Origin of the sequence: Marinactinospora rubrisoli (genome assembly GCF_042664915.1) — a bacterium.
Taxonomy (GTDB): Bacteria; Actinomycetota; Actinomycetes; order Streptosporangiales; family Streptosporangiaceae; genus Marinitenerispora; species Marinitenerispora rubrisoli.
In genome coordinates, this window is the sequence record NZ_JBHTBH010000006.1 from 353,036 (window position 1) to 377,647 (window position 24,612).

A 24,612-nucleotide genomic window follows, 5' to 3' on the forward strand; every position below is an offset into this window, starting at 1 on the left:
TACCGCGACTCGCCCCTTTTATCCGGATGCCACGTTGAGTAGCGTTCCGTCCCACACCGACGGCACCGACCCCGTGAGGAAGCCTTGGGACGCCACCGCGGAACCCCCCTTCCCGACGACGCTTCTGACACGCCGCGCCGGTCCGGGCCGGACCGGCGCCGCCGCGGCCGCGGCGGCGCGTTCGCCGCGCTGGCCGCCGCCTGCGCGATCCTCCTCGCGCTCGGGCTGTGCGGCTGGCTGCTGTTCGAACGCCAGGGCGGCTGCGGCGGAGAGGACATCCCGGTCACGGTCGCGGCGGCCCCCGAGATCGCCCCCGTGCTCTCGGACCTGGCGACCGCCTTCAACGATGAGCGGCGCGCGATCGAGGGCCGGTGCGTCCGGGTCGAGGTGCACGCGGCCGACCCGGCCGACGTCGCCTACGCCATCACCGGAGCGGGGGCGACCAGCGGCCGGACCGACTCCGACGTCTGGGTCCCCGACTCCACGCTCTGGCAGCGGATCGTCCAGCGCGACTCGGCCGACTCCGAGGTCACCGGAACCGGCACCTCGCTGGCGCGGTCGCCACTGCTGCTCGCCCAGGGGCCCGGCGCCCTCGCCACCCCGGCGGAGGACGCCGACCGGGCGGTGTCATGGGAGACCCTGCTGCCGACCGCCGCGCCCAGCGGCGAGGACCTGGGCGTGCAGGTGGTCGACCCGCTGCGCAGTTCCTCCGGCCTGGCCACCCTCGCCCTCGTCCACGGCGCCATCGGCGGCGGCGACACCTCCAGCCCGCAGCTCATCGCCGCGCTGCAGAACCTCCAGCGGGAGGTCGCGGCGGACGAGACGTCGGCGTTCGAGGCGCTCCAGGACGGCAGCGCGCCGCTCATGGTGCTCTCCGAGCAGGCCGCCCTGCGGTACAACGCCGAGCACCCCGACTCCCCCGCCCGGGTCGGGTACCCGCAGGACGGCACCTATACCCTCGACTACCCCTATCTCCTGCGCACCGACGACGCGCTCGTCGCGCGCGGGGCGGAGATCTTCCGCACCCGGCTGATCCGCCAGGAGGCCCAGAGCGCGGTCCGGGCGGCCGGCTTCCGCTCCGCCGACGGCAGCGCGAACGCCTCCCAGCTCGACGGCCAGTACGGGTTCCGGCTGACCCCGCCGGACGACCTGCCCACACCGAGCAACGGCGCGGTGACCTCGCTGCTGCGCGCCTGGAACCGGCTCCAGCTCAACAGCCGGATGCTCACGGTGCTGGACATCTCGGGGTCGATGGCCGAGGTGGTCCCCGGCGCCGGGCTGACCCGAATGCAGGTGACCACCCAGGCCGCCACGCAGGGCCTGGAGATGTTCCCCTCCGACGCCGAGATCGGCCTGTGGGAGTTCTCCGTGCGGATCGACGGCGACCGTGACCACCGCGAGCTGGTGCCGATCCGTCCCCTCGGCCAGGAGGTCGACGGCACGACCCAGCAGGAGGAGCTCGGCTCGGCGCTGGCGGAGATCGAGCCCGAGCCCGACGGGGACACCGGCCTGTACGACACGATCCTGGCCGCCTACCGCGAGATGACCGACAGCTACCGGGCCGACCGGGTGAACACCATCCTGGTGCTGACCGATGGCAACAACGACGACGACCAGAGCGTCTCGCTGGAGGGGCTGCTGGACACCCTGCGGGAGGAGTTCGATCCGGACCGGCCGGTCAGCGTCATCTCGATCTCCTTCGGCCCCGGCGTCGATCCGGAGCCGCTGCGGCAGGTGGCCGAGGCCACGCACGGCGCCGCCTACACCACCGACGACCCGACCGAGATCGGTGACATCTTCCTGGAGGGGTTCGCGCTGCGGGTCGCCGAGGACGAGTAAGGCGAGTAAACGGCACGGCGGGTGGCCACACCTGGCCGCGCGCCGTGTTGCGCCATTCGCGGTGGCCACGGAGATCGGGCAGAGCGCCCTTCCCCCTCCCACAAGATGACAGCCGGGGACACCTATGGACTTACCGGGCGTCATCGCGTACTCAAGGTGGTCAGAGCACCTTCACCTGCGAACGCTGAGAGGTGGCTGTCGTGGCGAACGCGTGGATGCCCGGCGCCGGACGAGTCCGCGGCGCCGCTCCGGGATCCGCCCCCCGCGGAGGGGCGCCCCGGGTGGTCTGGCAGACGACCGAATCCGACCCCGGCACGCTGTCGGCCCGATCCGTCGCCCAGCGTCTGGCCGGCGACGGGCACAGCGCCCATCTGGTGTGGAACCCGTTGAGCGGCCAGGTCGTGCAGCTGCTGCCCGCGACGCTGGCCGCCGCCGGTCAGCTCGTCTGTTCCGACTCGGTCGACCGCGCTCTGGAAGGCCGGGTCTGCATCCTGATCCGCGTGGTCGGCCGGGCGTCACGGCCGATCACCGACGGCCGGCTGGCCGGGCTCGCCGGCATCCTGGAATGGCTCGACTCCTGGGGCGTCGCCCGTAGCTGGCCGGCCGGACCGCCCCCCGACGCGGCCGCGGTCCGCGGCTCCTCCGCCGCCGGCGTCCGTGACTGGGCCCAGGGCGGGCACTTCGGCCACTCCCAGGTGCCGGCCAGCCAGGCGGCGGGGCCGGGCGCGTTGGACGTCCGCCGGATGCTCGGCCTGGACGTCCCGGCCCAGCGGCCGGACCCGGTGGCGCCGCCCCCGGCACCCGAACCGGCGCGTCCGGCCGAGACCGGCAACGGCGCCATCCGGCCGCACGCCGCCACGGCTTCGTGAACCGCTGGTGAACCCCGTCCCCCGACCGGCTGCGGACGGCCACCGGAACCGGACCCGTGGTTATCCACAGTCCGAAAACCCCTTAGTCTGTCCGCCATGGGTGGATCGATCGAGCCTGGCTGGTACGCGGACCCACACGGCGAGGAAGGACGGCTGCGCTGGTGGGACGGCAGCGCGTGGACGACGCACGTCCGTTCGCTCACCGAGCTCCGGGAGGCCGCCGCCGAGGGGACGGGCGGACGCCCGGCCGAGTCGGCCGATGCCGAGGCCACCGGCGACCTGACCGGCGCGGCACGGCAGCAGACCGGCCGCCCGGCCGAAGCGCCGGACGAGGCCACCATGGACCTGAGCGGCGCCGCCCCGGCCTCCGGCCCGGAAGCCGAGCCCGCCACCATGCGTTTCGACCCGCCCGCCCAGGCCCCGCAGCCGGTCGAGCCCGTGGACGACGCCCCCGCCACCATGCGCATCGACCCCGGCGACCGGCCACGCCGCCCCGTCGACCCGGTCGACGACGCACCGGCGACCATGCGCGTCGACCCGCCCAGCCGGCCGCGCGCGTCCTCGCCCGGCCCGGAGCCGGAACCGGCCACCATGCGCATCGAGCCCCAGGACCGGCCGCGCACCCCGGCCGCGGAGGGCGAGGACGAGGACGACCCGACCGCCGACCTCAGCGATATGCGCGGACCGTCCATCGACGAGGACGACGAGGCCGACCCGACGCGCGACCTCACCGGTGAGGCGTCCGGGGCCCCCGCGCCCAAGACGGCCGTCTTCAACCCCGACGACCCGCTCTTCACCGCCGCGGCGGCCGCCGAGGCGGCCCAGGACGCCCCGGCCGAGCAGCCCAAGAAGAGCGGCTTCAAGCTCAACAAGTTCCTCGGCGACCTGAAGGAAGGTCTGCAGGACTACCGGTCCGACCTCGCCGCCGAGCGGGAGAAGCGCCAGGAGGAGCAGCGCAAGAAGGCCGAGGAGGAGGCCAAGCGCCGGGCCGAGCAGCAGGCCAAGGAAGAGGAGCAGCGCCGGGAGCAGGCGGCGCAGGCGCAGCAGGCCGCGGGTGCGGCGGGCACACCGGGGCCGTCCGGAACGCCCGGCGCCTCCGGAACGCCCGGCGCCCAGGGAGCTGCGGGAACCCCGTCGGCCGCGGCCGAGTCGGGCACCCCCGGCGCCACGCCCCCGGCCCCCCCGGACACCGGCGGCCAGCCGGCCTGGCCGCAGCAGCAGTCGGGCGGCCAGCAGCCGGGCCAGCCATCCGCCTTCCCGCCCGCCCTCCCGCAGCCGCCGTACTCGGCCCCGTCGTCCGGCGCGCAGCAGCCCCCGGCCGCACCCCCCTCCGGCCCGTACCCCGGCTACCGCCCCCAGGGCGCACCCAGCGGACCGGGCTTCCCGCCGCCTCCGCCCGCCCCGCAGCAGCAGCCGCAGCAGCCTCCCGCACACCGCGGCCGCGCCGCCCAGCCACCGGTCCCCCAGGGCTACCCGCAGGGCGGACCGAGCGGTTACCCGCCCGCCGCCCGCCCCCCACACGCGGGCCCGCCCGCGGCCGGCCCCTACCCCGGCCGCCCCGGCCCCGGCGGCCAGGGCCAGTGGGGCCGCCCCGGAGCCCCGACCCCGTACCCCGTCCCGCCACCGGAGAAGAAAAAGAAGCGCGGCTGCGGCGGCTGCATGGGCTGCCTGATCTTCGTCCTCCTCATCGCGTTCCTGCTGATCGTGGTCGTCGCGCTGTACTTCACCGGCGTCATCGACCTCGGCGGCCTCTAGCCACCCCCGGCCTCCGAACGCCCCCGGCCCGCCCCGCAGATCCGGGGGCGCGTCCGGGGGCGCGGCACGCCCACCACCGGCTTCATTGCTGGAAAGTCCTAAGCTGTCCGGTATGAATGACAGCTTGGTGTGGATCGACTGCGAGATGACGGGGCTCGACCTCGAACGAGACGCGCTGATCGAGGTCGCCTGTCTGATCACGGACGGCGATCTCAACCAGCTCGACGAGGGGATCGACGTGGTCGTCCGGCCGCCACAGGCGGCCCTGGACCAGATGGGGGACTTCGTCCGGCAGATGCACACCACGTCCGGCCTCCTGGAGGAACTGGACAAGGGCGTCTCCCTGGAGGAGGCGGAGGACCTGATCCTCAACCACATCAAGCGCTACGTCCCGGAGCCCAACAAGGCCCCGCTGTGCGGCAACTCCATCGCCACCGACCGCACCTTCATCGCCCGCGACCTGCCCGCGATCGACCAGCACCTGCACTATCGGATGGTCGACGTGTCCAGCATCAAGGAACTCCTGCGCCGCTGGTACCCGCGCGTCTACTTCGCCAGCCCCGACAAACACGGCGGCCACCGCGCCCTGGCCGACATCACCGAGAGCATCCGCGAACTCCGCTACTACCGCGCCGCCGCCTTCGTCCCCACCCCGGGCCCCGACACGGCCACGGCCCGCGCGATCGCCGCCGACATCGTCAACGGCGGCACCGGCATCCTCACCTCCCCGGAGAGCCCCACCGAAAAAGGGTGAACGATCCGTTCCGCAAACCCGCTAGAATCATCTCGGACGCAGACGCGGGGTACCTGACCGCACTGCGACGTGGTGGGTGTAGCTCAGCTGGTAGAGCACTTGGTTGTGGTCCAAGATGTCGCGGGTTCGAGTCCCGTCACTCACCCTGGTAGAAGGACAGGCCCTGACCTGCGGAAACACTCCGCGCGGTCAGGGCCTGTCTCTGTTCGCGGGTGCACCGCCTCGATCTGATCCCGTCACTCACCCTGGCGGGGGCGGAAAGAACGCCGAGGTTCTCCGCCGGATTCCTTCGGTGGCCACCCGAAACCGAGCGATGGTGCTGAGTATGGCGACCATCAACAAGCGGCCACTGCAGGACGGGTCCATCCGGTATTGGGAGAAATGGCGGCTTGGCGGGCATCGCGGCGGCGCGCCGCAGTCCGAACCCTTCGACTCCCGTGTCGGCGCCCACACCTTCCGCCTGCACGTAGAAGAAGCGGACCATCAGTGGCCAGAGAACTGGATCCCACGCCAAGGATGGGGCACCCGGCTGGGTGCCGGGCGTGGGCTGGATCAAGGTCGACACCGGAGACGGCCCCGAACCGGTCTACTTCCGCGAGTACGCCCTCGAACTCATCGCCTCGATGACCGGGATCGAGGCACGCACCAAGGCCGACTACGAACGCGACGTGCGCCGCCACATGCTCCCGACCTTCGGGCACCTCGACATCCGCGACACCGAAACCTTCACCCACAAGACCGGCCGCGCCTGGGTCGGCCAGCTCCAAGACGGCATCCCTGACCCACGCGTGCTGACGCACCCGCACACCGGCAAGGACACCTCGAAGGCCAAGAAGGGTCGAGGCAAGCGCCAAACCACCTGGCTGCGCCCGCCGCTACGCCCGAAGAGCATCCACAACCTGCACGGCCTGCTCTACCTCATCTTCCAGGCGGCCGTCGAGGAAGAACTCCGCCCGACCAACCCGGCGGCGAGGACGAAACTTCCGCGCCTCGACGACGGCGAAGGAGGCGACGACATGTGCTTCCTCACCCGCGAGGAGTTCAACCTCCTGCGCGACAGCGCGCACGAAGACGTCCGCGACATGCTGGAGGTCTCGTCCTCACCGGCTTGCGCTACAGCGAACTCACCGCGCTGCAGGCCCGCGACATCACCATCCGAGACGACACCGGGTTCCTGGAGGTACGGCGGGCATGGAAACGCCACCCCGACAACACCTTCAAACTCGGCCCACCCAAGACCGTCCAGTCACGGCGCCGCATCGCTTTGACGCCCCGAACCATGGCGCTCCTCCAGCCGCCCGGCCCGGTCATCCCGCCGACCCGCAGATAGACCAGGTCGAGCCGGTTGACACCCAGACAGCGCAGATCCGCCTCGACCAGACCGCGCAGCTGATCAGCCCTCGCCTGCCCGCTCGGCACACCGTTCGGTCCGGGCAAGAGGCCGCGAGCGGCGTCCGCCGCCTCCTCCGAGCTTTTGACGCGCTCGACACGGGCGCCGGCCTCACCCGCGGCTTCCGCGAGACGGTCCATGTCCGCGCCCTCCCCGACCGCCACCACGACATCAGCACGGCCGCGGTCGACGGCGTAACGGCCGACCGCCGCGTGCTCCTCCCCGGAGGCCGGGCCGATCCAACATCGCCCCGAGAACGGCCACCCGGCGTTCGGCTCGCAGCAGTCGAAGCGAGTCGAGAGCCGCCCGCATGCTGTGCGGATTGGCGTTGAAGGCGTCGTTCATGATCACGGCGCCGTCCGCACGGTGCGTCACCTGCATGCGCCCCGGCGACAGCGGCACCGCCGAGCACAACTCCGCCGCGATGTTCCTCGTCGGCACCCCGACCGCATGGGCAACCGCTGCGGCGGCGAGCGCGTTGGACACCTGGTGACGCCCGTACAACCGCAGCCGCACCTCCGCCTCCCCCTCAGGAGTCGTCAGCAGGAACCGCGCACGGCCGGCATCGTCCATCGTCACCGCCGACGCTCGCACCGCCGCCTCGGCCGACTCCCCGAAGGTGAGAACGCGCGCCCGCGTACGCCTGGCCATGGCCAGCACGTGTCCGTTGTCGGCGTTGAGGACCGCAGTGCCGCCCTCCTCGGCCGACGGGAGCGCCTCGACCAGCTCCCCCTTCGCTTGGGCGATCGCCTCAACGCCGCCGAACTCGCCGGTGTGCGCCGATCCGACGTTGACGACGACGCCGATGCGCGGTGGGGCGATCGTGGTGAGGTACCGGATGTGGCCGATGCCGCGCGCCCATCTCCAGCACGAGGTGCTCGATCCCGTCGAGTTGGGCGTTGGCGACCGTGGTGGGCAGGCCGATCTCGGAGTTGCGGGAGCCGGGCGTGAAGACGGTGGCGCCGGCCGACGACAGCATGTGCCCCGTCAGGTCCTTCGTGGTGGTCTTGCCAGCGCTTCCCGTGATCCCGATGATGGTCGCCCGCGGAGCGCGGGTGGTGATCAGGTGTCGGGTAAGTCGGCCGAGCGCATCCTGAACGTCGTCAACCATGACGGCCGGGGCGGCCACCTGGCGTTGGGCGAGCACGGCGGATCTGGTAGGGCTGTCGGCGATCGGCATACGGCCGTTCCCTCTTTCTCTTCGCCTCCCCGGCCGCCGTCTCACGTCATGCCCTCCAAAGAGTCCACAGATCGCAGACCGACTGGCGGAGAGCCGGGACTGTCTCAGGAGCAGTGCAACCCGTCGAGGATGACGCGGAGCGTGCGCAGTCCCCGGGCGGGGTCTGCAGGCAGGCCCAGGAAGCATCCGGGCGTGACCGCGGCCTGCGCCAGGAACGGCATGTCCTGCCAGTCCACGTCGTCCCGGAGCGCGCCGGCCTGCTGGGCGCGCTCGGTGGCCTGCTGGATGAGCTCCAGGAGGCGATGGCGCAGCGCGGCGATGTCGGGGCCACCGTATGCGTCGAGTGTTCCGGACAGGCCCGCGTTCTCCGCTGTGCGGATGGCCAGGCCGCTGAGCAGCCGGGTGAAGCCCTCCCACGGGTCCGTGCATTCCACAGAGGCTTCGGCAGTCCGGATCAGTTCGTTCAGAATGTCGCGCAGCACGGCTGCCATGAGTTGGTCGCGTTCCGGGAAGCGGCGGTAGACCGTGCCGACGCCCACCCCCGCTTCGCGGGCGATCTCGTGGTAGCTGACGTCCAGGCCCTTGGAGGCGACAGCGCGCCGTGCACCGGCCAGGACGAGCGCGGCGTTGCGCTGCGCGTCCGCGCGGGGCGCCTTCCGGTCTACCGCGTCGCTCGTCGCTGGCTGTCGTCGTGCGTTCATGATGTCACCGTAGACCAAAATGGACAGACATTGTCCGCTTCCGTTAGCCTGGCGAAACGGACACGTTCCGTCCGTTTAGCTGGAAGAAAGCAGGCGTGCCATGACCTCGCCCTCACCGGCTCCCCGGGAGGAAACCGACATGCCGTCTCGTGGGAACACCGCGGTCGTCACCGGCGGAAGTGACGGCCTGGGCTACGCCATCGCCGGAGCGTTGGCCGCCCAGGGCGCCGACCTGATCCTCGTAGGACGCGATCCCCGCAGACTCGGCCGCGCCCGCGAAACCCTCCTCGGGCACGGCACCGCCGTCCACACGGTGCCCACCGACCTCGCCAGGCCCGGCGCCGCAGAAGCAGTCGGCGAGGCCGTCCGTGCACTGACTGATCGCGTTGACACGCTCGTCAACAACGTGGGTGCCGCGCACTTCGCCCCCCTCGCGGACACCACACCGGACATGATCGATGCCATGCTGCACCTCAACGTCAAGGTGCCGCTGCTGCTCAGCCGGGCGCTCCTCGCTGAACTTACAAGGGCCCAGGGCAGCATCATCAACATCAGCAGCTACTGGGCACGCAGGATGACGGCCGGCCGCGCCTCGTCCGCCTACTCCGCGACCCGCGGAGCCATCGACTCCATGACCATGGCCCTGGCCAACGAACTCGGCCCCGACGGCGTGCGGGTCAACGCTCTCGCACCGGGCGCCGTCCACACCACCACCTACCAGCACTCCTACCTCGACCCGATGACGCCGCAACAGCGCGCGGCGCACGACTCCGGCATCCAGGCCGCCTATCCGTTGGGCCGTATCGGCACCCCACGGGACGTCGCCGAGGCAGCCGCCTACCTGGCAGCCGCACGCTGGACTACCGGCACCGTACTCACCGTCGACGGGGGGCTCACCGTGCGCTAAGTACTGTCTGGCAACTGCTCTTTGGTGGGTTCGCGGAGCCAGAGGATGAGTGAGGCGAGCTGGACTCCGGCCTTGTAGCGGGCGGCCAGTTTGTCGAAGCGGGTCGCGATCTCACGGAACTGTTCAATGCGGTTAAAGCAGCGTTCGACCACGTAGCGGGCCTTGTAGAGCTCACCGTCGAAGACCGGCGGTCTGCCGCCAGCCCGGCCGCGTCGCCGACGGTTGGCCTTCTGGTCGACCCGCTCGGGTATCACGGCCCGAATGCCCCGCCTGCGCAGGCTGCGGCGGATCGCCCGTGATGAATACGCCTTGTCCGCGAGGACCGCATCAGGTCTGCGACGGGGACGCCCGGCTCCTGGGCGGGGCACCCGCAACTCGCTAGGCCGTCTGCCACGACCCATAGCGTTCCGGCAGGTCACGCCACGGAGCACCGGTCCGCAGCCGCCACAGCACCCCATTGATCACCTGCCGGTGATCCCGCCGCGGCCGCCCACGACCATCATCGCCGGGCAGTAAAGGCGCTGTCCAATCCCATGCCACATCCGTCAGCTCACTACAACCCACCACAAGATCAATTATCAGACAGGTCTTACCCCACTCTTTTTGGAGCACGCAGAAGCCCCTTCCAGCCTGCTGAGAAGGGTCTTCTGCGTTTCGCGGCTACAGGTTGCGCGTCTTCACTTCGGCGAGGAAGGCGTCCCACTCATGAGCGGGGAAGGCAAGGTGGCCGGCCTCAGGGTGCTGGGAGTCCCGGACGGCCGCGCCGCGCGGAAGGTCGGCGACCTCGACGCACTCCTGCCCACCTCGGGCGGCAGCTTACGGAAGGCGGACTCGTCGATGATCGCCCACAGGCGCGGCGCGTCGGCCCGGTTCAGGATGTGCTGACGCATCATCCGTACCCCGACACGGCGGGCGAGCTCGTCATCGTTGGTGACGCCACCGGCCCGGGTGGAGGCGCGGGCGTAGTCCTCGGTCTGGAGCAAGCCAGGAATATACAGCACCTGGTAGGTGCACACGCGTGAGGCTTCGGTCTCCAGATCGACGTAGGTTCCGGCGCCCAGGATGTCGCGGTAGCCAACCCACCAGCCGCTTTGCGCCGCGTCTCGGGCCAGCTTGCGGTAAGCCTCCCGCGCCTGTGGATCGGTGACCTCGTACACGTCGAGAAGGGTCTGGACGTCAGCGTCACGGATGCGCAGGATCTTCCGTGTCTCGATGCGTGTGATCTTAGCTTCGAACCAGCTCCCGAAAACGGTCGGCCAACTACTCAATAGCGGATTTCCCGCGCAAATCGAGCGGGGCCACACCTCGAAATGGTGCACCCGCCGGGTGCACGACCCCCAATACACCCCGGCCGAACCCGGTGCACCCTGGAAACGAATCCGCCGACAGCGTCGGCAATTCTCGCAAATCCGCAGGTCAGAATGGGTGCACGGTGGGTGGTTCGAGCCCCGTCACTCACCCTGGTAGAAGGACAGGCCCTGGCCTGCGGAAACGCTCCGCGTGGTCAGGGCCTGTCCCTGTTCGGGGGTGCACCAGCGGGTGCACCACCTCGGCCTCCGTGACGCGACGGGAGGCGTCGTCGGGTGACCGTGCTCCCCACAGTCGCTTCAGGGCAAGGACATCGAAGCCGAATCCCAGAAGTAACTGCACCAGTTCACTCCCCCATACCCCGGCCCCACAGGTCAGGCCGAAGCGCGAACCCAATCTGCCCGCTGTGGGGCCGCTCGTCGATGCCCAGCCGAGCCGTTCCCACCAGGTGGTCATCGCCTGTGACGACGGCGAGCATGTACACCCGCCGGTTCTCCGCCTGCGCATCGTCAATGGCCGACTCGATGGTGGCAGCGCACTGCTCGGGCGTACGCGGTGTGAAGGACAGATGGCGGACCGCGGTGTCGTCGCCGTAGACCTTGACGAGATCGTCGAGATCGGTCTTCCGGAGTTCGCGGACGCGGAGCCTGTCACCGGGCACATCGACGGGGGTCATGCGCAGCCGGCTACTGCCCGGCGGTCACGGCGGCGGGGCGACCGTACGCCTCGATCTCCTGCTGCACGCGTGTCGCCTGACGACTCCCGTGATACCGCCGGTTCACCGCGGCGCCGTCAGATGGCGACGAGTTCCATGCCGTAGTAGCCGCCTCCCACGGGGTAGGTCTTTTCGCGGCGCCATCTCGCGGACGCGAAAATCGCGTCGAATTCGTCCAGGTCGCGTTCCATGCCGTTCGTCATCGCCAGCATGGCCATGTCCGACAGGGTCGCGAAGTCGGGCTTGCCGATGTCACCGATGACCATCTCCACGACCAGCGCGCGCCCGCCGTCGTGCACGGCCGATCGGCAGTTGCGCAGGATGGCCGTGCACTGCTCATCGTTCCAATCGTGCAGGACCGTCTTCAGCAGGTAGAGGTCCGCAGCGGGCACCTCGATGAAGAAATCGCCGGCAACGGCGGAGAAGCGGTCGGACAGGCCGCGGTTCTCGGCCTCCCGGCGAGCTCCCTCCACGACGTGCGGGAGATCCACGACCTGCCCGCGCAGTCGGGGTTCGGCGGCCATGAGTGCCAGGACGAACTGTCCTTCCGCGCCGCCGACGTCCACCACGGTGGCGACATCGGTGGCATCGACCGCGGCCACCACGCCCTGCGTGACCAGAGTGGACATCTCGCCCATCGCACTGGAGAAGAGTGCCGCCTCTTCGGCGTTCTCCGGCCGCGCGAAATACTCGAAGACGTCCGCGCCCAGCGCTTTCCTGGCCTGGCTGGTGCCATGACGCACCGCTTCGGGGAAGAGGCCCCACAACCGCCAGTGCGCGGGTCCGGTCTGGACCAGAATCTGAGAACGCAAGGAACCCGGAACGCCGTCACGCAGCAGCCGGCCGCGACCGGTGAGGCCGAAGCGGCGATCACCCTCATAGCTCAGCACTCCGAGCGAGGCCGCCGCGCGCATCAGGCGATAGGTGGCCTGTGCGTGGCTGCCCGCACGCTCGGCCACCTCTTCCGCCGTCAGCGCGCCGTCGGCGAGGTGATCGGCGATGTGCAGCGCGGTCACCGCGTGCAGGATCTGGGCAATGCCGCCGCCGGCGAGCAGGTCCATAACGGCGGTGGCATCCGCCGCTGGATCGCTCCGCGCGCTATCGGCGCCGGGCGTCTCATCGGTCATGATGGTCGGACTCCTTCCGTCCCGCTTGGCGGAATCTCACCCTAGGAAGATCTGTGCGGCGTACGCTTGTCCCGCAGCGCCGTCCTGATGGAACATCAGCGCCGGACCGGCCGACAGGTAGCAAGTGGGATCGACGAGCGGTGGGCAGCAGCACAACGAACAACGGACCGGCGATCGGCGGACCGCGCAGGACCTTCGCCGTGGACGTCACGGATCCGAGCACGGGCCGGGACGGCTTCGACGCCTTTCGGCGCGGGTGGGACGCACAGGTCGGCGGGGCGTTCCCACTGCCGCCCTTCGACACGGGCGCGACCGGTGAATTCCGGGTCGGCGTTCACGCCGCCAAGGTGCACGACACGGTGATCGCGGACCTCCACGGCGCGTCGATCGTCGGCCGCACTCAGGGGGTCCGTGACCGCGTTGACGACCGGGTGCTGATACATGCACTGCGGCGCGGAGCCTGGCGCTTCGCGGGACCGCACCTCAGCAGCGAGATCACCGTGCCGGCCGGGCGATTCATCGTCCGGAAGAACGGCCTACCCGCGCAGTTCGCGGTGGAGCCGCACACGAAGGCGACCGTGCTGATCTTGCCCGCCTCGGCGGTCAGACCGTTGGTCGGTGACCGGCCGACCGTCGGGGCTGTCGTCTCGACCGAGGTGCGCGTGCTCATGGCGCACGCCGGAATGGTCGCCGAGTCCGTGAACGACTTCACCCCCGCCGGTGCGCGAGCCGCGCGCGATGCCCTGATCGAGCTGGTCAAGGGGGTGCTGAGACAGGAACTCGACGATAAGGAGCCGCGGTTTGCCACCGCACTGGCCCAAGCGGCGAAAGACGTCATCGACGCCCGCTTGGACGACCCGCATCTCTCGCCCTCGTCACTGGCCCGCGAACTCAACATCTCGGTCCGGACACTGCACCGGGCGTTCGCTGCGGCCGAGGAGTCGGTGGCGACCTACATCCGCCGCCGCCGACTGGAACAGGCCCGGCTCCAGTTGGCCGCACCGTTGGACCGACCGAGCGTCTCCGAACTCGCAGCGCGCTGGCAGTTCGCGGACAGCAGTCATTTCATCCGGGCCTTCAAGCGGCAATACGGCCAGACCCCCGCCCGGTTCGCCCGGTCGAGCAGCCACACACCAGAGTCGCCGCCGACACGTCGAAAACCGATGTAGCCGGCTCGTGGCTACCCGGATGGACGCTCCGACGGGCCTTCAGGCGGCACCCAGGCGGAGCCCGGGATGGATGCCGCAATCGGTCCCGGTTTCGACCGATGCAGCGGCGGGCCGGTGCAGGTCACCTTCGCCCCGTCACCGCAGGAGACCGGCGGCTAGTCCGCCCGTCTCCTGAGAACTGCCGACCAGGAGAATGCAGGCGCCTCACGTGCTCCACCAGGGGTCTTTCCGTCATCGCCGACGGGAACGCGAGGACACAAGGGCCACTCCCGGGGGAGCCGGATTCCTGATGCCGCCGTTCCTCGTGGTGCTCGGGCTGCGCTGGCCAACCCGGAGGACCGGTGAATGCTGCCGGCCAGAACGCGGACGTTCTGGCCGGCAGTCGGACAAGCCGGTCAGCGGAGGTGACCGTCGTGGCGGGTGTCCACGCGGAAGGTGCTGAGCACGGCCTTGTGATCGGTCGGCCAAGTCCAGCTCGGCTTCCAGAACTCCTCCCGTCCGGACTCCTCCACCCGCTCGTTGCGCACGATCGTGGTGGACGGGCCGACTATCACGCTGTCGAGAAGGCGGATCCGCCGGTCGGGGTGGTAGAAGATGAAGTCGATCCGGTCCCGCTCGTCCGCTTTCGGAGCCCAAGTGAGCTGCCCCGGCTCGGCATCCGGGTTGTCGCTGGGCCAGGTGAAGCCGGGCGAGCGAACCGGGTCGGGGTAGATGTCGCGGAAGCTGTCGCGGAAACCGGCTTCCTCGATCGCCTTGGTCGTCGACCACTCGACGACGGTGCCGTTGTGGTCGAACAGGTTCCGGGTCCGGTGGGTCCAGTCCCGGTGCGACGGCTCGTTCAAGTCGCCGGCCAGCATGGTGAGACGTCCCCGGCGGCGCTCCTCCGCGGCGTCCGCCAGCACCGTCTTCGTCACCTCGGTACGCCCGGACGCCTCGTTGATCCGGTTGATCAGACCGACGTCGGTGATCGGACCGGTCGGGATCTCGCCCCAGCCGTACTCGGACGTCTCCAGGGGCTTCGGAGTACCGCCGCCGTACCCGCGCGGGAGGTAGTTGGCGTAGTAGCGGTACTCAAGGTGCCCGGAGTAGACCGCGAGCTCGGTGCCGTCGACCGAGATGACCGCCTTCGACCAGTACGAGAAGGACCGGTGCCCGATGATCGGGTAGCGCGAAATCACCGCCGGATCGGTCGGGTTCTGGTTGTCGTAGAAGGTCAGGCCGCGGTCGGCGAGGTCGGACAGCAGGTCGGCGACCCGTTCCGGCGTCGACTCGCTGAGCATGACCACGTCCGGCTTGACCGCGGCGATGGTGTCGGCGATACCGGCCCGGCCGCCCGGAACCTGGCTGCCCCCCATCCAGATGTTGAACTGAAGGACCTTGAGCGTTCGGTGCGTGGGACCGTGCCGCCCCGCTGTGCTCTGGGACTCGGCCTCGGCCGTGCCCGTCCCCAGCACTCCCGCTCCGAGGGTCACACCCACAATCCCGAGCAGCTCACGACGATTGACCATGCTTGACCTCCGCGATCGCTGAATGCCAGTGCCCGGAAGGAACTGGCCACTGGCCGAAACAAAGCATCAAGGCGCCTCGCGTACGACTCGTGAACCCCGCCGGAACTTTGCGGGTTCGCTGCGTTGTGCAGCGCAGCGATGGCGCAGTGACGCCGCCGCGGACCACACGGAGCTGGCCGTGACGTTTTGCTCGGGCAGCGTTGTCTCGCGCTGAGCAAGCGGACACTCGGTCCCAGTGCCCTCCGGTGCGTTGAGTGACCCTTTGCACGTTGCATGAGTGAGCATTCACTCATAGCCTCCACGATGTGAATCACCAACAATCCCGGCGCCGGGCGTCCGCTATGGCCCCGAACGAGCGACGCGAAGCGATCGTGCAGGCGACTCTCCCATTGCTGGCCGAGCACGGCGCCAACATCACCACCCGGCAGATCGCCCAGGCCGCCGGGATCGCGGAAGGAACCGTCTTCCGCGCGTTCAAGGACAAGGACGAACTGCTGCACGCCTGCGTGACGGCGGCCTTCCGCAGCGACCGGGTGTGCGCGGCGATCCGGCAGCTCCCCCGCGAAGGGGATGTCGCCACGCGGCTCTCTGAGGCCGCATTGCTCTTCCTCGACCACTTCATGCGCCTCGGCGACCTGATCCAGATCCTGGTTACCAGCGGCCACGACATACGCAAGCACGGACCGCCCCACCACGGCGATGGGCCCGGTCCCGAGCCTCCCGTGGAGTTCATCGACAACCTTTCCGCCGCGATCGCGTCCGTGCTGGCGCAGAGCGGCGAGCGGTTCCGCGTTCCGGTCGACGACCTTGCCCGGATGACGATCTCCCTCGTGGCGGGGACGAAGTTCGATTCGAAGCGTGAGGATCCCCGGGCCTCGGTCCGCACCCGCGTCGACCTGCTGCTGCACGGAGCTCTGGCAGGCACCGAGAACGACGACATCCCAGGAGCGTCCCGTTGACCACCCCCATCATCGAAGTCAGTCACGTCAGCAAGCGGTTCGGCACCGTCACCGCGCTCGACGACGTCAGCCTGCAGCTGCCGCAGGGCAGTGTGCTCGGCCTGCTCGGCCACAACGGCGCGGGCAAGACCACACTGATCAACATCCTCAGCACGCTCCTGCCGCCGAGCAGCGGCACCGCGCGGATCGCCGGTTTCGATGTGGTCCGGCAACGCCACGAGGTCTGCGCACGGATCGGCCTGACCGGCCAGTTCGCCTCGGTGGACGAACAACTGTCCGCACGGGAAAACCTGGTACTGATCGCGCGGCTGCTCGGCGCAAGCCGGCGGGAGGCGAGGCAGCGCGCCGACGAACTGCTGACGATGTTCGACCTGACCGAGGCGGCGAAGCGGCCGGTGGGCGGCTATTCCGGCGGCATGCGGCGGCGTCTCGACCTGTCCGCAAGCCTGGTCGGGCGTCCGGACGTGATCTTCCTGGACGAGCCGACCACCGGGCTCGACCCGGTGAGCCGGCTGAACCTGTGGCAGATCGTGGAATCGCTGGTCGCCGACGGCACGACCGTGCTGCTGACCACCCAGTACCTGGACGAAGCCGACCGGCTGGCGGACTCGATCACCGTACTCTCCGCGGGCAAGGTTGTCGCCGCGGGAACCGCCGCGGAGCTGAAGGCGCAGGTCGGGCAGCGCACGGTGACGGCCACCCTCGCCGGGCCGCGCGACGTGGCCGACGCGCTGCGAGCGCTCACCGCCGCCGGCTTCACCCCCACCCCTGACGAGCAGCGCAACGCGCTCACCGTGCCGGTATCCGCATCCCGGGAACTGGCCGACGTCGTCCGTGCCCTGGACGAGTCCGGAATCGAGGTCGGCGACCTCTCTCTCGGTGAACCGACCCTGGACGACGTCTACCTCGCGCTCGCCCACCAGGCCAACCGAGCCGCGGCCTGAACCCGATGGGAAACCCGATGATCACCACGAGCACCGCCCCCGCAACGAACGAACGACCGGCGTCGGCGCACCGCAACTGGCACGGCGCCGGTTTCACCACCCAGATCAGCGTGCTCACCGGCCGGTCCCTGCGCGCCATGATCAAGGACCCGCAAGTTGTCGTCTTCAGCCTGTTGCAGCCGCTGATCATGCTGGTGCTGTTCAGTCAGGTCTTCGGCACGGCAATGCTCGGCAGCGTCGCCGAGCAGGGCGGCAGTTACATCAACTACCTGATGCCCGCGATCCTGGTGACCACGGGCATCGGTGCCGCGATGCAGTCTGGTGTCGGGCTGATCAGCGACGTGAAGAACGGTGTGATCGCCCGCTTCCGGTCATTGCCCATCCGCCTGAGCTCGGTGCTGATCGCTCGCAGTCTGTCCGATCTGGCCCGGACCGCGGCACAGCTCGTCATCCTGCTGCTCGTGGCGACCGCGCTGTTCGGGTTCGACCCCGCCGGCGGCCTGCCCGGCGTACTCGCGGCCCTGCTCCTGGCACTGCTCGTCGCCTGGTCGCTGACCTGGGTCTTCCTGGCGATCGCCACCTGGGTGCGCAAGGAGGAGGTGATGCAGAGTATCGGCTTCCTGGCCATGTTCCCGCTGATGTTCGCCTCCAGTGCCTTCGTCCCGCTGGACACGCTGCCGACCTGGCTACAGGTGATCGCGCAGATCAACCCGCTCACCTACGCCGTGGACGCCTCCCGCGACCTCTCGCTGAGCCTGCCCGCCGGCAGCGGCGTCATCTCCGCCGTGGCCACCAGCGCCTTGCTGTGCGTGACCGGAATGGCCTTCGCCGTCCGGGGTTTTCGCCGACCGCTCTGATCAGTCCCGCCCGAGCCGGAAAGAGACACCCATGCATTTCGCCTTCGTCACGCTGCCCGCCCACGGGCACGTCAACCCGACGCTGCCGCTGGTGCGGGAGCTCGTACGCCGCGGCCACCGCGTCAGCTATGCCGTGCATGAGCCTTTCCACCGCACCATCGAATCCGCCGGGGCGGCACCGATCGCCCTCCCGGGCGAGATGCCGGTCCCTCCGCCCGGCGGAATGCCCAGTCGCCCGTCCGATTTCAACCTCGCCGGCATGAGCCGGATGCTGGACTACTTCCTGACCGCCACCCGCGATGGCGTGGCCGCCCTGGAGGAACACTTCGCGGCCGACCGGCCCGACGCGGTGTGCTACGACGCGATGGACACGGTCGGCCGGGCCACCGCCGAACGGCTCGGCCTTCCCGACGTCGCACTGCACTCCACCCACGCCAGCCATGAGGACCTGTCACTCCTCGAACTCCTGCGCAGCGAATCAGGCGAGACGTCCGGCGTCTTGCCGATCTTCTCGATGATGCGGCAGGTGAGCGAGCAACTCGCCGCCGATCTCGGCATCAAGCCGACGGCCCCGTTGAACGGCACACCGGCACCGCTCAACATCGTCTTCATCCCACGCGAGTTCCAGATCGCCGGGGACACCTTCGACGAGCGCTTCCACTTCGTCGGCCCCTCCATCGGCGCCCGGGCCACCGACGAAAACTGGCAGGCACCGCAACCGGGCCGACCGCTGCTGTTCATCTCACTCGGCACCGCCTTCAACAACCAACCGGACTTCTTCCGGGAGTGCCTCAAGGCGTTCGGCGACGGCCAGTGGCGGGTGGCGATGGCGGTCGGCGGCCATCTCGACGCTTCCGAACTCGGCCGGGTGCCGGAGAACTTCGACATCCGCCCCCGCTTTCCGCAGCTTGCGGTGCTCAGCCACGCCGACGTGTTCCTCACGCACGCCGGAATGAACTCCACAATGGAATCCCTGTACTTCGGCGTCCCGATGGTCGCAGTGCCGCAGATGGCCGAGCAGGACGCGAACGCGCGCCAGGCCGAACGTCTCGGGTTCGCGCTCCGGCTCGGCAAGGCCGACATCACCGCCGACCTGCTGCGCCGCAGCGTCGACCAGATCCACGCCGACCAGCAGGTCCGCGGCAGTGTCACGGAAATGGGTAGGAAGCTCCGCGCCACCGACGGTGCCGCTGCGGCGGCCGACGCGCTCGAAGCCCACCTGGCGGACTGAGGCGGTCCATGTCGACTGCCCTATCAACACTAGAGGAACATAAATTCAAATTACATCAAGCCATTTCTTGAGATAAGGAAAATTCCAGAATCCGTTTATTGCGAACCACATCCCAAACTGGCTCATCTTCTACATCCGCAATCCACTCATCGAACGCCCGCCCTTCATCAGCGAACCACCAGGACGTGCCACTGCCGAGTTCCCGAAAGTCCGGGTCCATATGGAAGCACAGCTCCATTTGGACCTGAAGATAACTTTCATGTTCACCTTCAATATCGACCTTTTCGAGTTGTCGAGTGAACCCCACAATGAAAGCCGGATACGCCAACCAACCGGCCTCCGTATACTCAAACAGAAACCCGTCCGCCTCACATTCATCAGGAACATCGAATTCTATTCGAGCAAACCTCCGGACGACCGCGATCAGCTCCTCCTTACCAGCCGGCTTTCCACCCTCGCCCACATGGAGCTCCTGAACAACTGAATGTGCGATCTGTCCAGCCTGCTCGATCGAGCATTTCACCACATTGACCCCCAACCGCCCAAGAAAGGGGTGCAGCCCAACTCTTGTGTCAGCGCCCCCGCTCCGACCCCCACCCCCGTCAAGCCGACAACTGTTTCCGCGCTTCGGTATACGAATTACCCGGGGCCAGCTCAGACATTCGGTCAAAGAAGGCCACTCCAGCAGAGTTAACGACATCGACTAGATCAGTATACGTAGCATATGCCGCCCTGACTTCCTCACCAATTTTGGCGACCAGCAGGACACGATGACCCACAGATCGAAAAGAGAGCATGATCGGCTGATCCGGAAAATACGTCTCCGCATACCCGGAGCGTTTCAATTTTTCCACCATTTCAGCGATATAGCACCAGAGTTGATCAACGTAGTCCCACTCCGTGGTGCCGATCATTTCCACTCCATCGACGGAAAGCCGGATGGCACCCTCGATATAGTCGATGTCCGGCGGGCTAGCTCGGCAAGCCTCCACTCTAATGAACCTGCCGTCTACACCTTTCAGGAAAGACTCAATTTCAACCACGCCACAGCCCTTACAAGAATTCCGGATAGAGCCTAATCGGACTCCGCGGTCACGGCTCCCGGGGCTCCTCCGGACGGTGGGGGCCGGGGGCGCCGTCGTCCACGAGCGCCTGGAGGGCACGATCCCATCGGTTCTGGTGAGCGCGGTAGGCGGGGATCGCGATCTCCGCTGGCAGGAACGGCAGGCCGGCTCGAAGCAACAGGCCGTCCAGTTGGAGGTGACGCAACGGGTTCATGCGGATCTTCATGGGGTGTGAGCGCCCTCGTCGACCCCCGCGCGCGATCCGGGGGCCGCCTGCCATCGCCGCCCACGGCGTCCTGCCGTTTCCGCGAACCCTCACCGCGCGGAGTCCTCGCCCACCACGGCCAGATCATCCCCCAGGGCCGCGGCGATCTCAGCAGCCCGGGAATGGTCGGCCAATCGGCGCGTGAGGTACGCGGCGGAGTGGTGGTGCCGCCGCGACCACCAGGCGGCGGAACCACCGATCCCGCCCTTGGCGATCTTGCCTCGGTCGCGCACGAAGCCCAGTGTCCAGGTCACCTCGGTACCGAAGACCTCATCGAAGCCGGTGACCTGGGGAGCGAGCAGCTCGGTGTGCAGCCGCGGGCCGAGGAGGGCGTGTACCGGGCCGTCCTCGCTGGTGAGGCGGGCGAAGAAGCCCGCCATCGCGGTCGCGGTCGTGTGCAGGTTGACCGCCCCGAAGACCGACTGCCGCCACGCCCGGGAGTTGGTCCGCTCGACATCGAGGGCGCCGGCCGGAATCGTCAGCCAGGGCGCCGCGTGCAACTGTCGTGGCCAGTCGGGGTCGGCGTATTCGAGGTCGGCGACACGGTCCAGTTCGGCGTCCGGCACCCCGAACCAGGCGTCCAGGTCCAGCGCGGGGCGCACCACGTCGTTGAACATCTCGCCCAGGGTGGTTCCGGCGGCCGCGCGCAGGATGCCGTCGACCAGATGCCCGTAGGTGAGCGCGTGCTCCCCCAGCGACGTGCCCGGGACGTACTCCGGAGCCGCCTGGGCCAGGCTCTTCCGCAGCCGCGCGTCGTCCAGCAGGTCGACGTCAGCGGCCCCGGCCGGGAACCGCGGCTGCCCGGCCCGATGGGTGAGCACGTGGCGGAGCGTGGTCTCCTCTTTGCCCCGGACACCGTACTCGCGCCAGTGCCCGGCGATCGGCTCGTCCAGCCCTAGGGCTCCGTCGCGCACCGCCACGAGCGCGGCGAGCGCGACGAACGTCTTCGACAGCGAGTACGGCTGCACCAGCGTGTCCGCGCGCCACGGGCGGCTGCGCCCGGCGTCGGCCCACCCGGCCTCCAGCCGGACCACCTCGTGCCCGTCCCGCCAGACCGAGAGGCCGGCCCCGGTCTCCCGTCCGTCGCCGGCCAACCGCTGGAAGACCTCGCGCACGGCCTGGTACCCATCCGCGGCGAACCCCGTGACGTCCATTGCCCCTGCCTCCTCGCCCGGTCCGGATCGCCCGGACACTCGCATGAAATGTACCCCCGGGGGGTATATGACGCAACGGGTGACGGCCCGGCGGGCGAGGGGTGACAGGGGCGCGCCTCGGGGCGGCGGGCGGCGGCCTCGTCGCCCCGAGGGCACCTGCCGCCGGAGAACACTCCCCCGGCGGCAGGTGAGCGGTCAGGGCCGGACGGCTCCGACGAAGTGCTGAGCCCAGTAGTCGGCGAGGTTCACCACGGAGACCGTCTTGCCGCTGCTCGGCGCGTGCACCATCTGGCCGTTGCCCACGTACATGCCGTTGTGGCCCAGGTCGTCGAAGAAGAACATGATGTCCCCGGGCTGCAGATCCTCGTAGGACACCTTGTTGGGCAGCTCGAACTGGGTGTAGGTGGTGCGGGGGATGCTGACCCCTGCGGCACCCCAGGATGCCTGCATCAGGCCCGAGCAGTCATATCCGTTCGGGCCGGTCCCGCCCCACAGGTACGGCGTGCCGATCTTGCTGAAGGCGAAGTCGACGGCGGCGCGGGCGTTCCCGGTCGCGGATCCGGAGTAGGAGGCTCCGCCGGCGTTGTCGCTCGTGCCCGCGATGGGATTCTCGCCCGCGAAGCCGGCGAGCAGTTCCTCCTGCTCGGCCAGCTTCTCCTCGATCTTCTCCTGCTGGTCCGCGAGTTCCTCGGTCTGCTCCTTGGCCGCGTCGCGGGCGTCCTCGGCCTCCTGTCTGAGGGTGAGGAGGCGTTCGGAAGACCCGGCGAACTCGTCGAGCCGGGCCTGCTGGCTCTCGGAGAGGTAGGACAGGTCCGCCGACTGGTCGACGACGTCCTCGGGGTTCTCCACGCTCAGGATCGTGGTCGTGGAGTCGAGGTCCCCCGACTTGTAGGCGGCTGCGGCGAGCTCCGCGATCTCGTCACGGAGTTCGGTGTAGCGGTCCTCCTCGTCGCCGACCTGCTCGTCGAGCGCCTCCAGCCGCTTCTCGGCGGCGTCGAGGTCCTCCTTGGCCTGGTTGTACTCCTGGACCAGGGAGCTCGACTCCTCGGTGAGCTCCTCGATCCGCTGCTCCACCTCCTCCTGGGTGGGTTCGGGTTCGGCGTGGGCGACGCCGGCGGGCAGGATCAGGCTGCTCGCCGCCAGGACGCTGACCCCGGTGAGGACTCGGTTCTTGACGCTCCCGTTGTCGGTCACGGGTGGTTCACTCCTCGATGCTGGAAATTCCGGGCAGGACGCCACAGCGCCGGGCCGCGTCCGCGATCCCGTCCCTGGTCGGAGGGCGGGCGCGGGCACGCGGCGGGGCGGGGGCGATACGGGAGTGAGACGGCGCGCTCGGCCGGGAGCCATGGGCGCCCCGCGGGCGGGCCTAGGGGCCCGTCCGGAAGACGCGGCGGTTCCCGGGCGCGGCTCCGCCCCGGGAGCCCGGGGCGACACCGCGGGCGCGGGCCGGGTGCGCCGTCCCGGCGGAGTCGGCCTAGACCCGGATCACGCAGAGGGTGAGCAACAGCCGCGTTCCCGGACGCGGCAACGCGACGCGTGTGAGAAGCCGGCGCGGCACGTCGGCCTTCGGCGGGGCGAGCCAGACCGCCGCCACCAGCGCCAGGCCGAGAGCGAGCAGAGCCAGCAGCTTCGCGGCACCACCCGAGCGCAGGTCGGCGCCCACGGCTCCGCCGTCGTCGCAGTGCCGGCTCTCGGCGTGCTCGTGTGCCGCGTCATTCTGCGGCCCCGCCGTCTCCACGAGCGGGCCTGCGGTGTGCGAGCCGGGATCGGAGGCGGTGGCCGCGGACGCGCTTTCGACGTGGCAGATCGAGCAGAGGAGGACGACGCCGACCAGCAGTGCCGACAGCAGGCCCCTGACCAGGGGCTGCCGCGGCACGCTGGAAGTCGGGTCGAACACGGAGGAAGCCTACACAATCGCCAGAAGCCGGATGCGCCGCTCCGCGAACACCGGCGCCGAGGAGGGCGGCACCGCCCGAGCCTGGTCGAGGGCGGGTCCGCTCATCACCAGCCCCGGAAGGTCGCGCCTGCATCGGTGGAGCGGGTCACCCGGTGGTCGGCGACCACCAGGATCTGGCCGCCGTCGGCGTACAGCGCCTGCGGTTCGCCTTCGACCGCTCCCGTGCGCGTCCAGTCCGCGCCGGCGTCCGTGCTGCGGTGCACCCCACCATCGACCGCCACTCCGTACACGGTGCCGGTGCCCGCGACCCAGGCGACCAGAGCCAGGGCCGGAGCGTCCGGGACCGGCGTGAAGGCGGTGCCGCCGTCGCTCGACCGGCGCAGCCCCTGGGCGGTCGTGGCGAGCAGCGTGGCGCCATCGTCGGAGACCGCCAGCGCGAACGGCTCGACGCCTCCGGCGAGGTCCTCCCAGGTCCGGCCGTCCTCGGTGGCGCGCAACCGCCCGTCGAAGCCGACCGTCCGTTCCGCCCCCGAGGCCAGAGCGTGGAAGTCGGACTCTCCCTCCAGGGACAGCGACCGCCAGCTCCGCCCACCGTCCAGTGACTCGATCAGTCCAACGGGGTCGGGCATGTCCGTGCCCGGGCCGGGATGCCCGCTCGCGATGAATCGGCCGGGACCCGCGATCGAGAACCCCATCAGGTCGATCGTCGGACCGATCTTCTCCGGACTCGCCGGCTCCGCGCCGTCGGCGGCGCCGGGAGCGGGGATGCGGTACAGGCCGTTGTGCGTGGCGACGAACACCTCGCCCGTGTCGGGATCCGCGCCGACCCCGTGCACGTGTGCGGCCTCGCCGGGCAGGGAGACCCCCACGTCGCCGCCGGAGGTCCCGCCGCACGCGGAGACGACGGCGGCCAGCACCGCCATCGCTCCGAACCGCACCACCCTGCCCCGAACGCCTGGCCGGGCACGCCGGATCTTCGGCTCTTCCGCGGTCAGGAGAATTCTCGTCATCGTCATCGT

23 protein-coding genes, 1 tRNA gene and 4 pseudogenes are annotated in these 24,612 nt (G+C 69.6%); 12 read left to right on the forward strand and 16 right to left on the reverse strand.

All coding sequences use genetic code 11. The features are described from left to right. Positions 1 to 84 precede the first annotated feature (84 nt). The 6 genes from ACFQRF_RS14945 (at position 85) to ACFQRF_RS14970 (ending at position 6,485) form a co-directional block, all read left to right on the forward strand. Positions 85 to 1,839: a substrate-binding and VWA domain-containing protein gene (locus tag ACFQRF_RS14945; RefSeq protein ID WP_379871684.1), complete on the forward strand. Its 1,755-nt coding sequence runs from the start codon at positions 85 to 87 to the stop codon at positions 1,837 to 1,839. A 281-nt stretch (positions 1,840 to 2,120) separates the two neighbouring features. Next, complete coding sequence (locus ACFQRF_RS14950) at positions 2,121 to 2,708, forward strand: hypothetical protein (protein ID WP_379871685.1); 588 nt, start codon at positions 2,121 to 2,123, stop codon at positions 2,706 to 2,708. A 96-nt stretch (positions 2,709 to 2,804) separates the two neighbouring features. Then, positions 2,805 to 4,463: a DUF2510 domain-containing protein gene (locus ACFQRF_RS14955; protein ID WP_379871686.1), complete on the forward strand. Its 1,659-nt coding sequence runs from the start codon at positions 2,805 to 2,807 to the stop codon at positions 4,461 to 4,463. A gap of 112 nt (positions 4,464 to 4,575) precedes the next feature. Further along, complete coding sequence (orn, locus tag ACFQRF_RS14960) at positions 4,576 to 5,217, forward strand: oligoribonuclease (RefSeq protein ID WP_379871687.1); 642 nt, start codon at positions 4,576 to 4,578, stop codon at positions 5,215 to 5,217. Between the two features lie 72 nt (positions 5,218 to 5,289). Beyond that, positions 5,290 to 5,362 (forward strand) — tRNA-His (locus tag ACFQRF_RS14965). A 397-nt stretch (positions 5,363 to 5,759) separates the two neighbouring features. Then, entirely contained in the window at positions 5,760 to 6,485 is a 726-nt protein-coding gene (locus ACFQRF_RS14970) for a hypothetical protein (protein WP_379871688.1), read from the forward strand. 293 nt (positions 6,486 to 6,778) lie between these two features. Here ACFQRF_RS14970 and ACFQRF_RS14975 read toward each other — a convergent pair whose 3' ends face one another. The 3 genes and pseudogenes from ACFQRF_RS14975 to ACFQRF_RS14985 form a co-directional block, all read right to left on the reverse strand. Beyond that, a complete protein-coding gene (locus ACFQRF_RS14975) occupies positions 6,779 to 6,988 on the reverse strand; it encodes a glutamate ligase domain-containing protein (protein ID WP_379871764.1) in 210 nt (69 codons plus the stop codon). A 132-nt stretch (positions 6,989 to 7,120) separates the two neighbouring features. After that, positions 7,121 to 7,973 (reverse strand): annotated as a pseudogene (locus ACFQRF_RS14980) (Mur ligase family protein); the annotation flags it as partial. Next, complete coding sequence (locus ACFQRF_RS14985) at positions 7,892 to 8,488, reverse strand: TetR/AcrR family transcriptional regulator (protein ID WP_379871689.1); 597 nt, start codon at positions 8,486 to 8,488, stop codon at positions 7,892 to 7,894. The pseudogene ACFQRF_RS14980 and the gene ACFQRF_RS14985, both read right to left, overlap by 82 nt. A gap of 139 nt (positions 8,489 to 8,627) precedes the next feature. Between ACFQRF_RS14985 and ACFQRF_RS14990 the strand changes: the two genes are divergently transcribed. Next, complete coding sequence (locus tag ACFQRF_RS14990; RefSeq protein WP_379871690.1) at positions 8,628 to 9,395, forward strand: SDR family NAD(P)-dependent oxidoreductase; 768 nt, start codon at positions 8,628 to 8,630, stop codon at positions 9,393 to 9,395. Here ACFQRF_RS14990 and ACFQRF_RS14995 read toward each other — a convergent pair. The 5 genes and pseudogenes from ACFQRF_RS14995 to ACFQRF_RS15015 all read right to left on the reverse strand — a co-directional run bounded on the left by ACFQRF_RS14995 (position 9,392) and on the right by ACFQRF_RS15015 (position 12,545). Then, positions 9,392 to 9,959, reverse strand: a pseudogene (locus tag ACFQRF_RS14995) (transposase). The gene ACFQRF_RS14990 and the pseudogene ACFQRF_RS14995 overlap by 4 nt on opposite strands. Before the next feature lie 96 nt (positions 9,960 to 10,055). Further along, a pseudogene (locus ACFQRF_RS15000) lies at positions 10,056 to 10,139 on the reverse strand (DUF397 domain-containing protein); the annotation flags it as partial. 80 nt (positions 10,140 to 10,219) lie between these two features. Next, positions 10,220 to 10,741: pseudogene (locus ACFQRF_RS15005) on the reverse strand (Scr1 family TA system antitoxin-like transcriptional regulator); the annotation flags it as partial. A gap of 308 nt (positions 10,742 to 11,049) precedes the next feature. Further along, positions 11,050 to 11,379: a GNAT family N-acetyltransferase gene (locus ACFQRF_RS15010; protein ID WP_379871691.1), complete on the reverse strand. Its 330-nt coding sequence runs from the start codon at positions 11,377 to 11,379 to the stop codon at positions 11,050 to 11,052. 116 nt (positions 11,380 to 11,495) lie between these two features. Next, on the reverse strand, positions 11,496 to 12,545 hold the full coding sequence (locus ACFQRF_RS15015; protein ID WP_379871692.1) for a methyltransferase: 1,050 nt from the start codon (positions 12,543 to 12,545) through the stop codon (positions 11,496 to 11,498). 140 nt (positions 12,546 to 12,685) lie between these two features. On the opposite strand from ACFQRF_RS15015, the gene ACFQRF_RS15020 reads away from it, so the two are divergent. Continuing rightward, positions 12,686 to 13,714, forward strand: coding sequence for a helix-turn-helix domain-containing protein (locus tag ACFQRF_RS15020; protein ID WP_379871693.1), 1,029 nt, complete (start codon positions 12,686 to 12,688; stop codon positions 13,712 to 13,714). Positions 13,715 to 14,109: 395 nt separating this feature from the next. Here ACFQRF_RS15020 and ACFQRF_RS15025 read toward each other — a convergent pair whose 3' ends face one another. Beyond that, positions 14,110 to 15,222 carry an endonuclease/exonuclease/phosphatase family protein gene (locus tag ACFQRF_RS15025; RefSeq protein WP_379871694.1) on the reverse strand — a complete coding sequence of 371 codons (1,113 nt, stop codon included), beginning with the start codon at positions 15,220 to 15,222 and terminating at the stop codon, positions 14,110 to 14,112. Between the two features lie 371 nt (positions 15,223 to 15,593). Between ACFQRF_RS15025 and ACFQRF_RS15030 the strand changes: the two genes are divergently transcribed. Genes ACFQRF_RS15030 through ACFQRF_RS15045 form a run of 4 tightly spaced genes read left to right on the forward strand, consistent with a single transcriptional unit; the run spans position 15,594 to position 19,213 of the window. After that, positions 15,594 to 16,181 carry a TetR/AcrR family transcriptional regulator gene (locus tag ACFQRF_RS15030; protein WP_379871695.1) on the forward strand — a complete coding sequence of 196 codons (588 nt, stop codon included), beginning with the start codon at positions 15,594 to 15,596 and terminating at the stop codon, positions 16,179 to 16,181. Further along, entirely contained in the window at positions 16,178 to 17,125 is a 948-nt protein-coding gene (locus ACFQRF_RS15035) for an ATP-binding cassette domain-containing protein (RefSeq protein ID WP_379871696.1), read from the forward strand. Before ACFQRF_RS15030 ends, ACFQRF_RS15035 begins: the two co-directional genes overlap by 4 nt. Before the next feature lie 17 nt (positions 17,126 to 17,142). Next, complete coding sequence (locus ACFQRF_RS15040; protein ID WP_379871697.1) at positions 17,143 to 17,982, forward strand: ABC transporter permease; 840 nt, start codon at positions 17,143 to 17,145, stop codon at positions 17,980 to 17,982. A gap of 31 nt (positions 17,983 to 18,013) precedes the next feature. Further along, positions 18,014 to 19,213, forward strand: a complete 1,200-nt coding sequence (locus ACFQRF_RS15045) for a macrolide family glycosyltransferase (protein WP_379871698.1) — start codon at positions 18,014 to 18,016, stop codon at positions 19,211 to 19,213. A 55-nt stretch (positions 19,214 to 19,268) separates the two neighbouring features. On the opposite strand, the gene ACFQRF_RS15050 is transcribed toward ACFQRF_RS15045, so the two are convergent. From ACFQRF_RS15050 to ACFQRF_RS15080, 7 genes are all read right to left on the reverse strand, one after another. Continuing rightward, positions 19,269 to 19,736 carry a hypothetical protein gene (locus ACFQRF_RS15050; protein WP_379871699.1) on the reverse strand — a complete coding sequence of 156 codons (468 nt, stop codon included), beginning with the start codon at positions 19,734 to 19,736 and terminating at the stop codon, positions 19,269 to 19,271. A gap of 79 nt (positions 19,737 to 19,815) precedes the next feature. Then, positions 19,816 to 20,256 (reverse strand): hypothetical protein, encoded by a 441-nt coding sequence (locus tag ACFQRF_RS15055; protein WP_379871700.1) that lies wholly within the window; start codon positions 20,254 to 20,256, stop codon positions 19,816 to 19,818. Between the two features lie 49 nt (positions 20,257 to 20,305). Then, the gene (locus ACFQRF_RS15060) at positions 20,306 to 20,491 is read right to left on the reverse strand and encodes a hypothetical protein (protein ID WP_379871701.1); all 186 of its coding nucleotides are present in this window, start codon (positions 20,489 to 20,491) and stop codon (positions 20,306 to 20,308) included. Between the two features lie 101 nt (positions 20,492 to 20,592). Continuing rightward, complete coding sequence (locus tag ACFQRF_RS15065; RefSeq protein ID WP_379871702.1) at positions 20,593 to 21,696, reverse strand: serine hydrolase domain-containing protein; 1,104 nt, start codon at positions 21,694 to 21,696, stop codon at positions 20,593 to 20,595. A 195-nt stretch (positions 21,697 to 21,891) separates the two neighbouring features. Then, positions 21,892 to 22,890 carry a C40 family peptidase gene (locus ACFQRF_RS15070; RefSeq protein WP_379871703.1) on the reverse strand — a complete coding sequence of 333 codons (999 nt, stop codon included), beginning with the start codon at positions 22,888 to 22,890 and terminating at the stop codon, positions 21,892 to 21,894. Between the two features lie 280 nt (positions 22,891 to 23,170). After that, entirely contained in the window at positions 23,171 to 23,593 is a 423-nt protein-coding gene (locus tag ACFQRF_RS15075; protein WP_379871704.1) for a hypothetical protein, read from the reverse strand. 104 nt (positions 23,594 to 23,697) lie between these two features. After that, positions 23,698 to 24,603, reverse strand: coding sequence for a F510_1955 family glycosylhydrolase (locus ACFQRF_RS15080; RefSeq protein WP_379871705.1), 906 nt, complete (start codon positions 24,601 to 24,603; stop codon positions 23,698 to 23,700). Between the last annotated feature and the right edge of the window lie 9 nt (positions 24,604 to 24,612).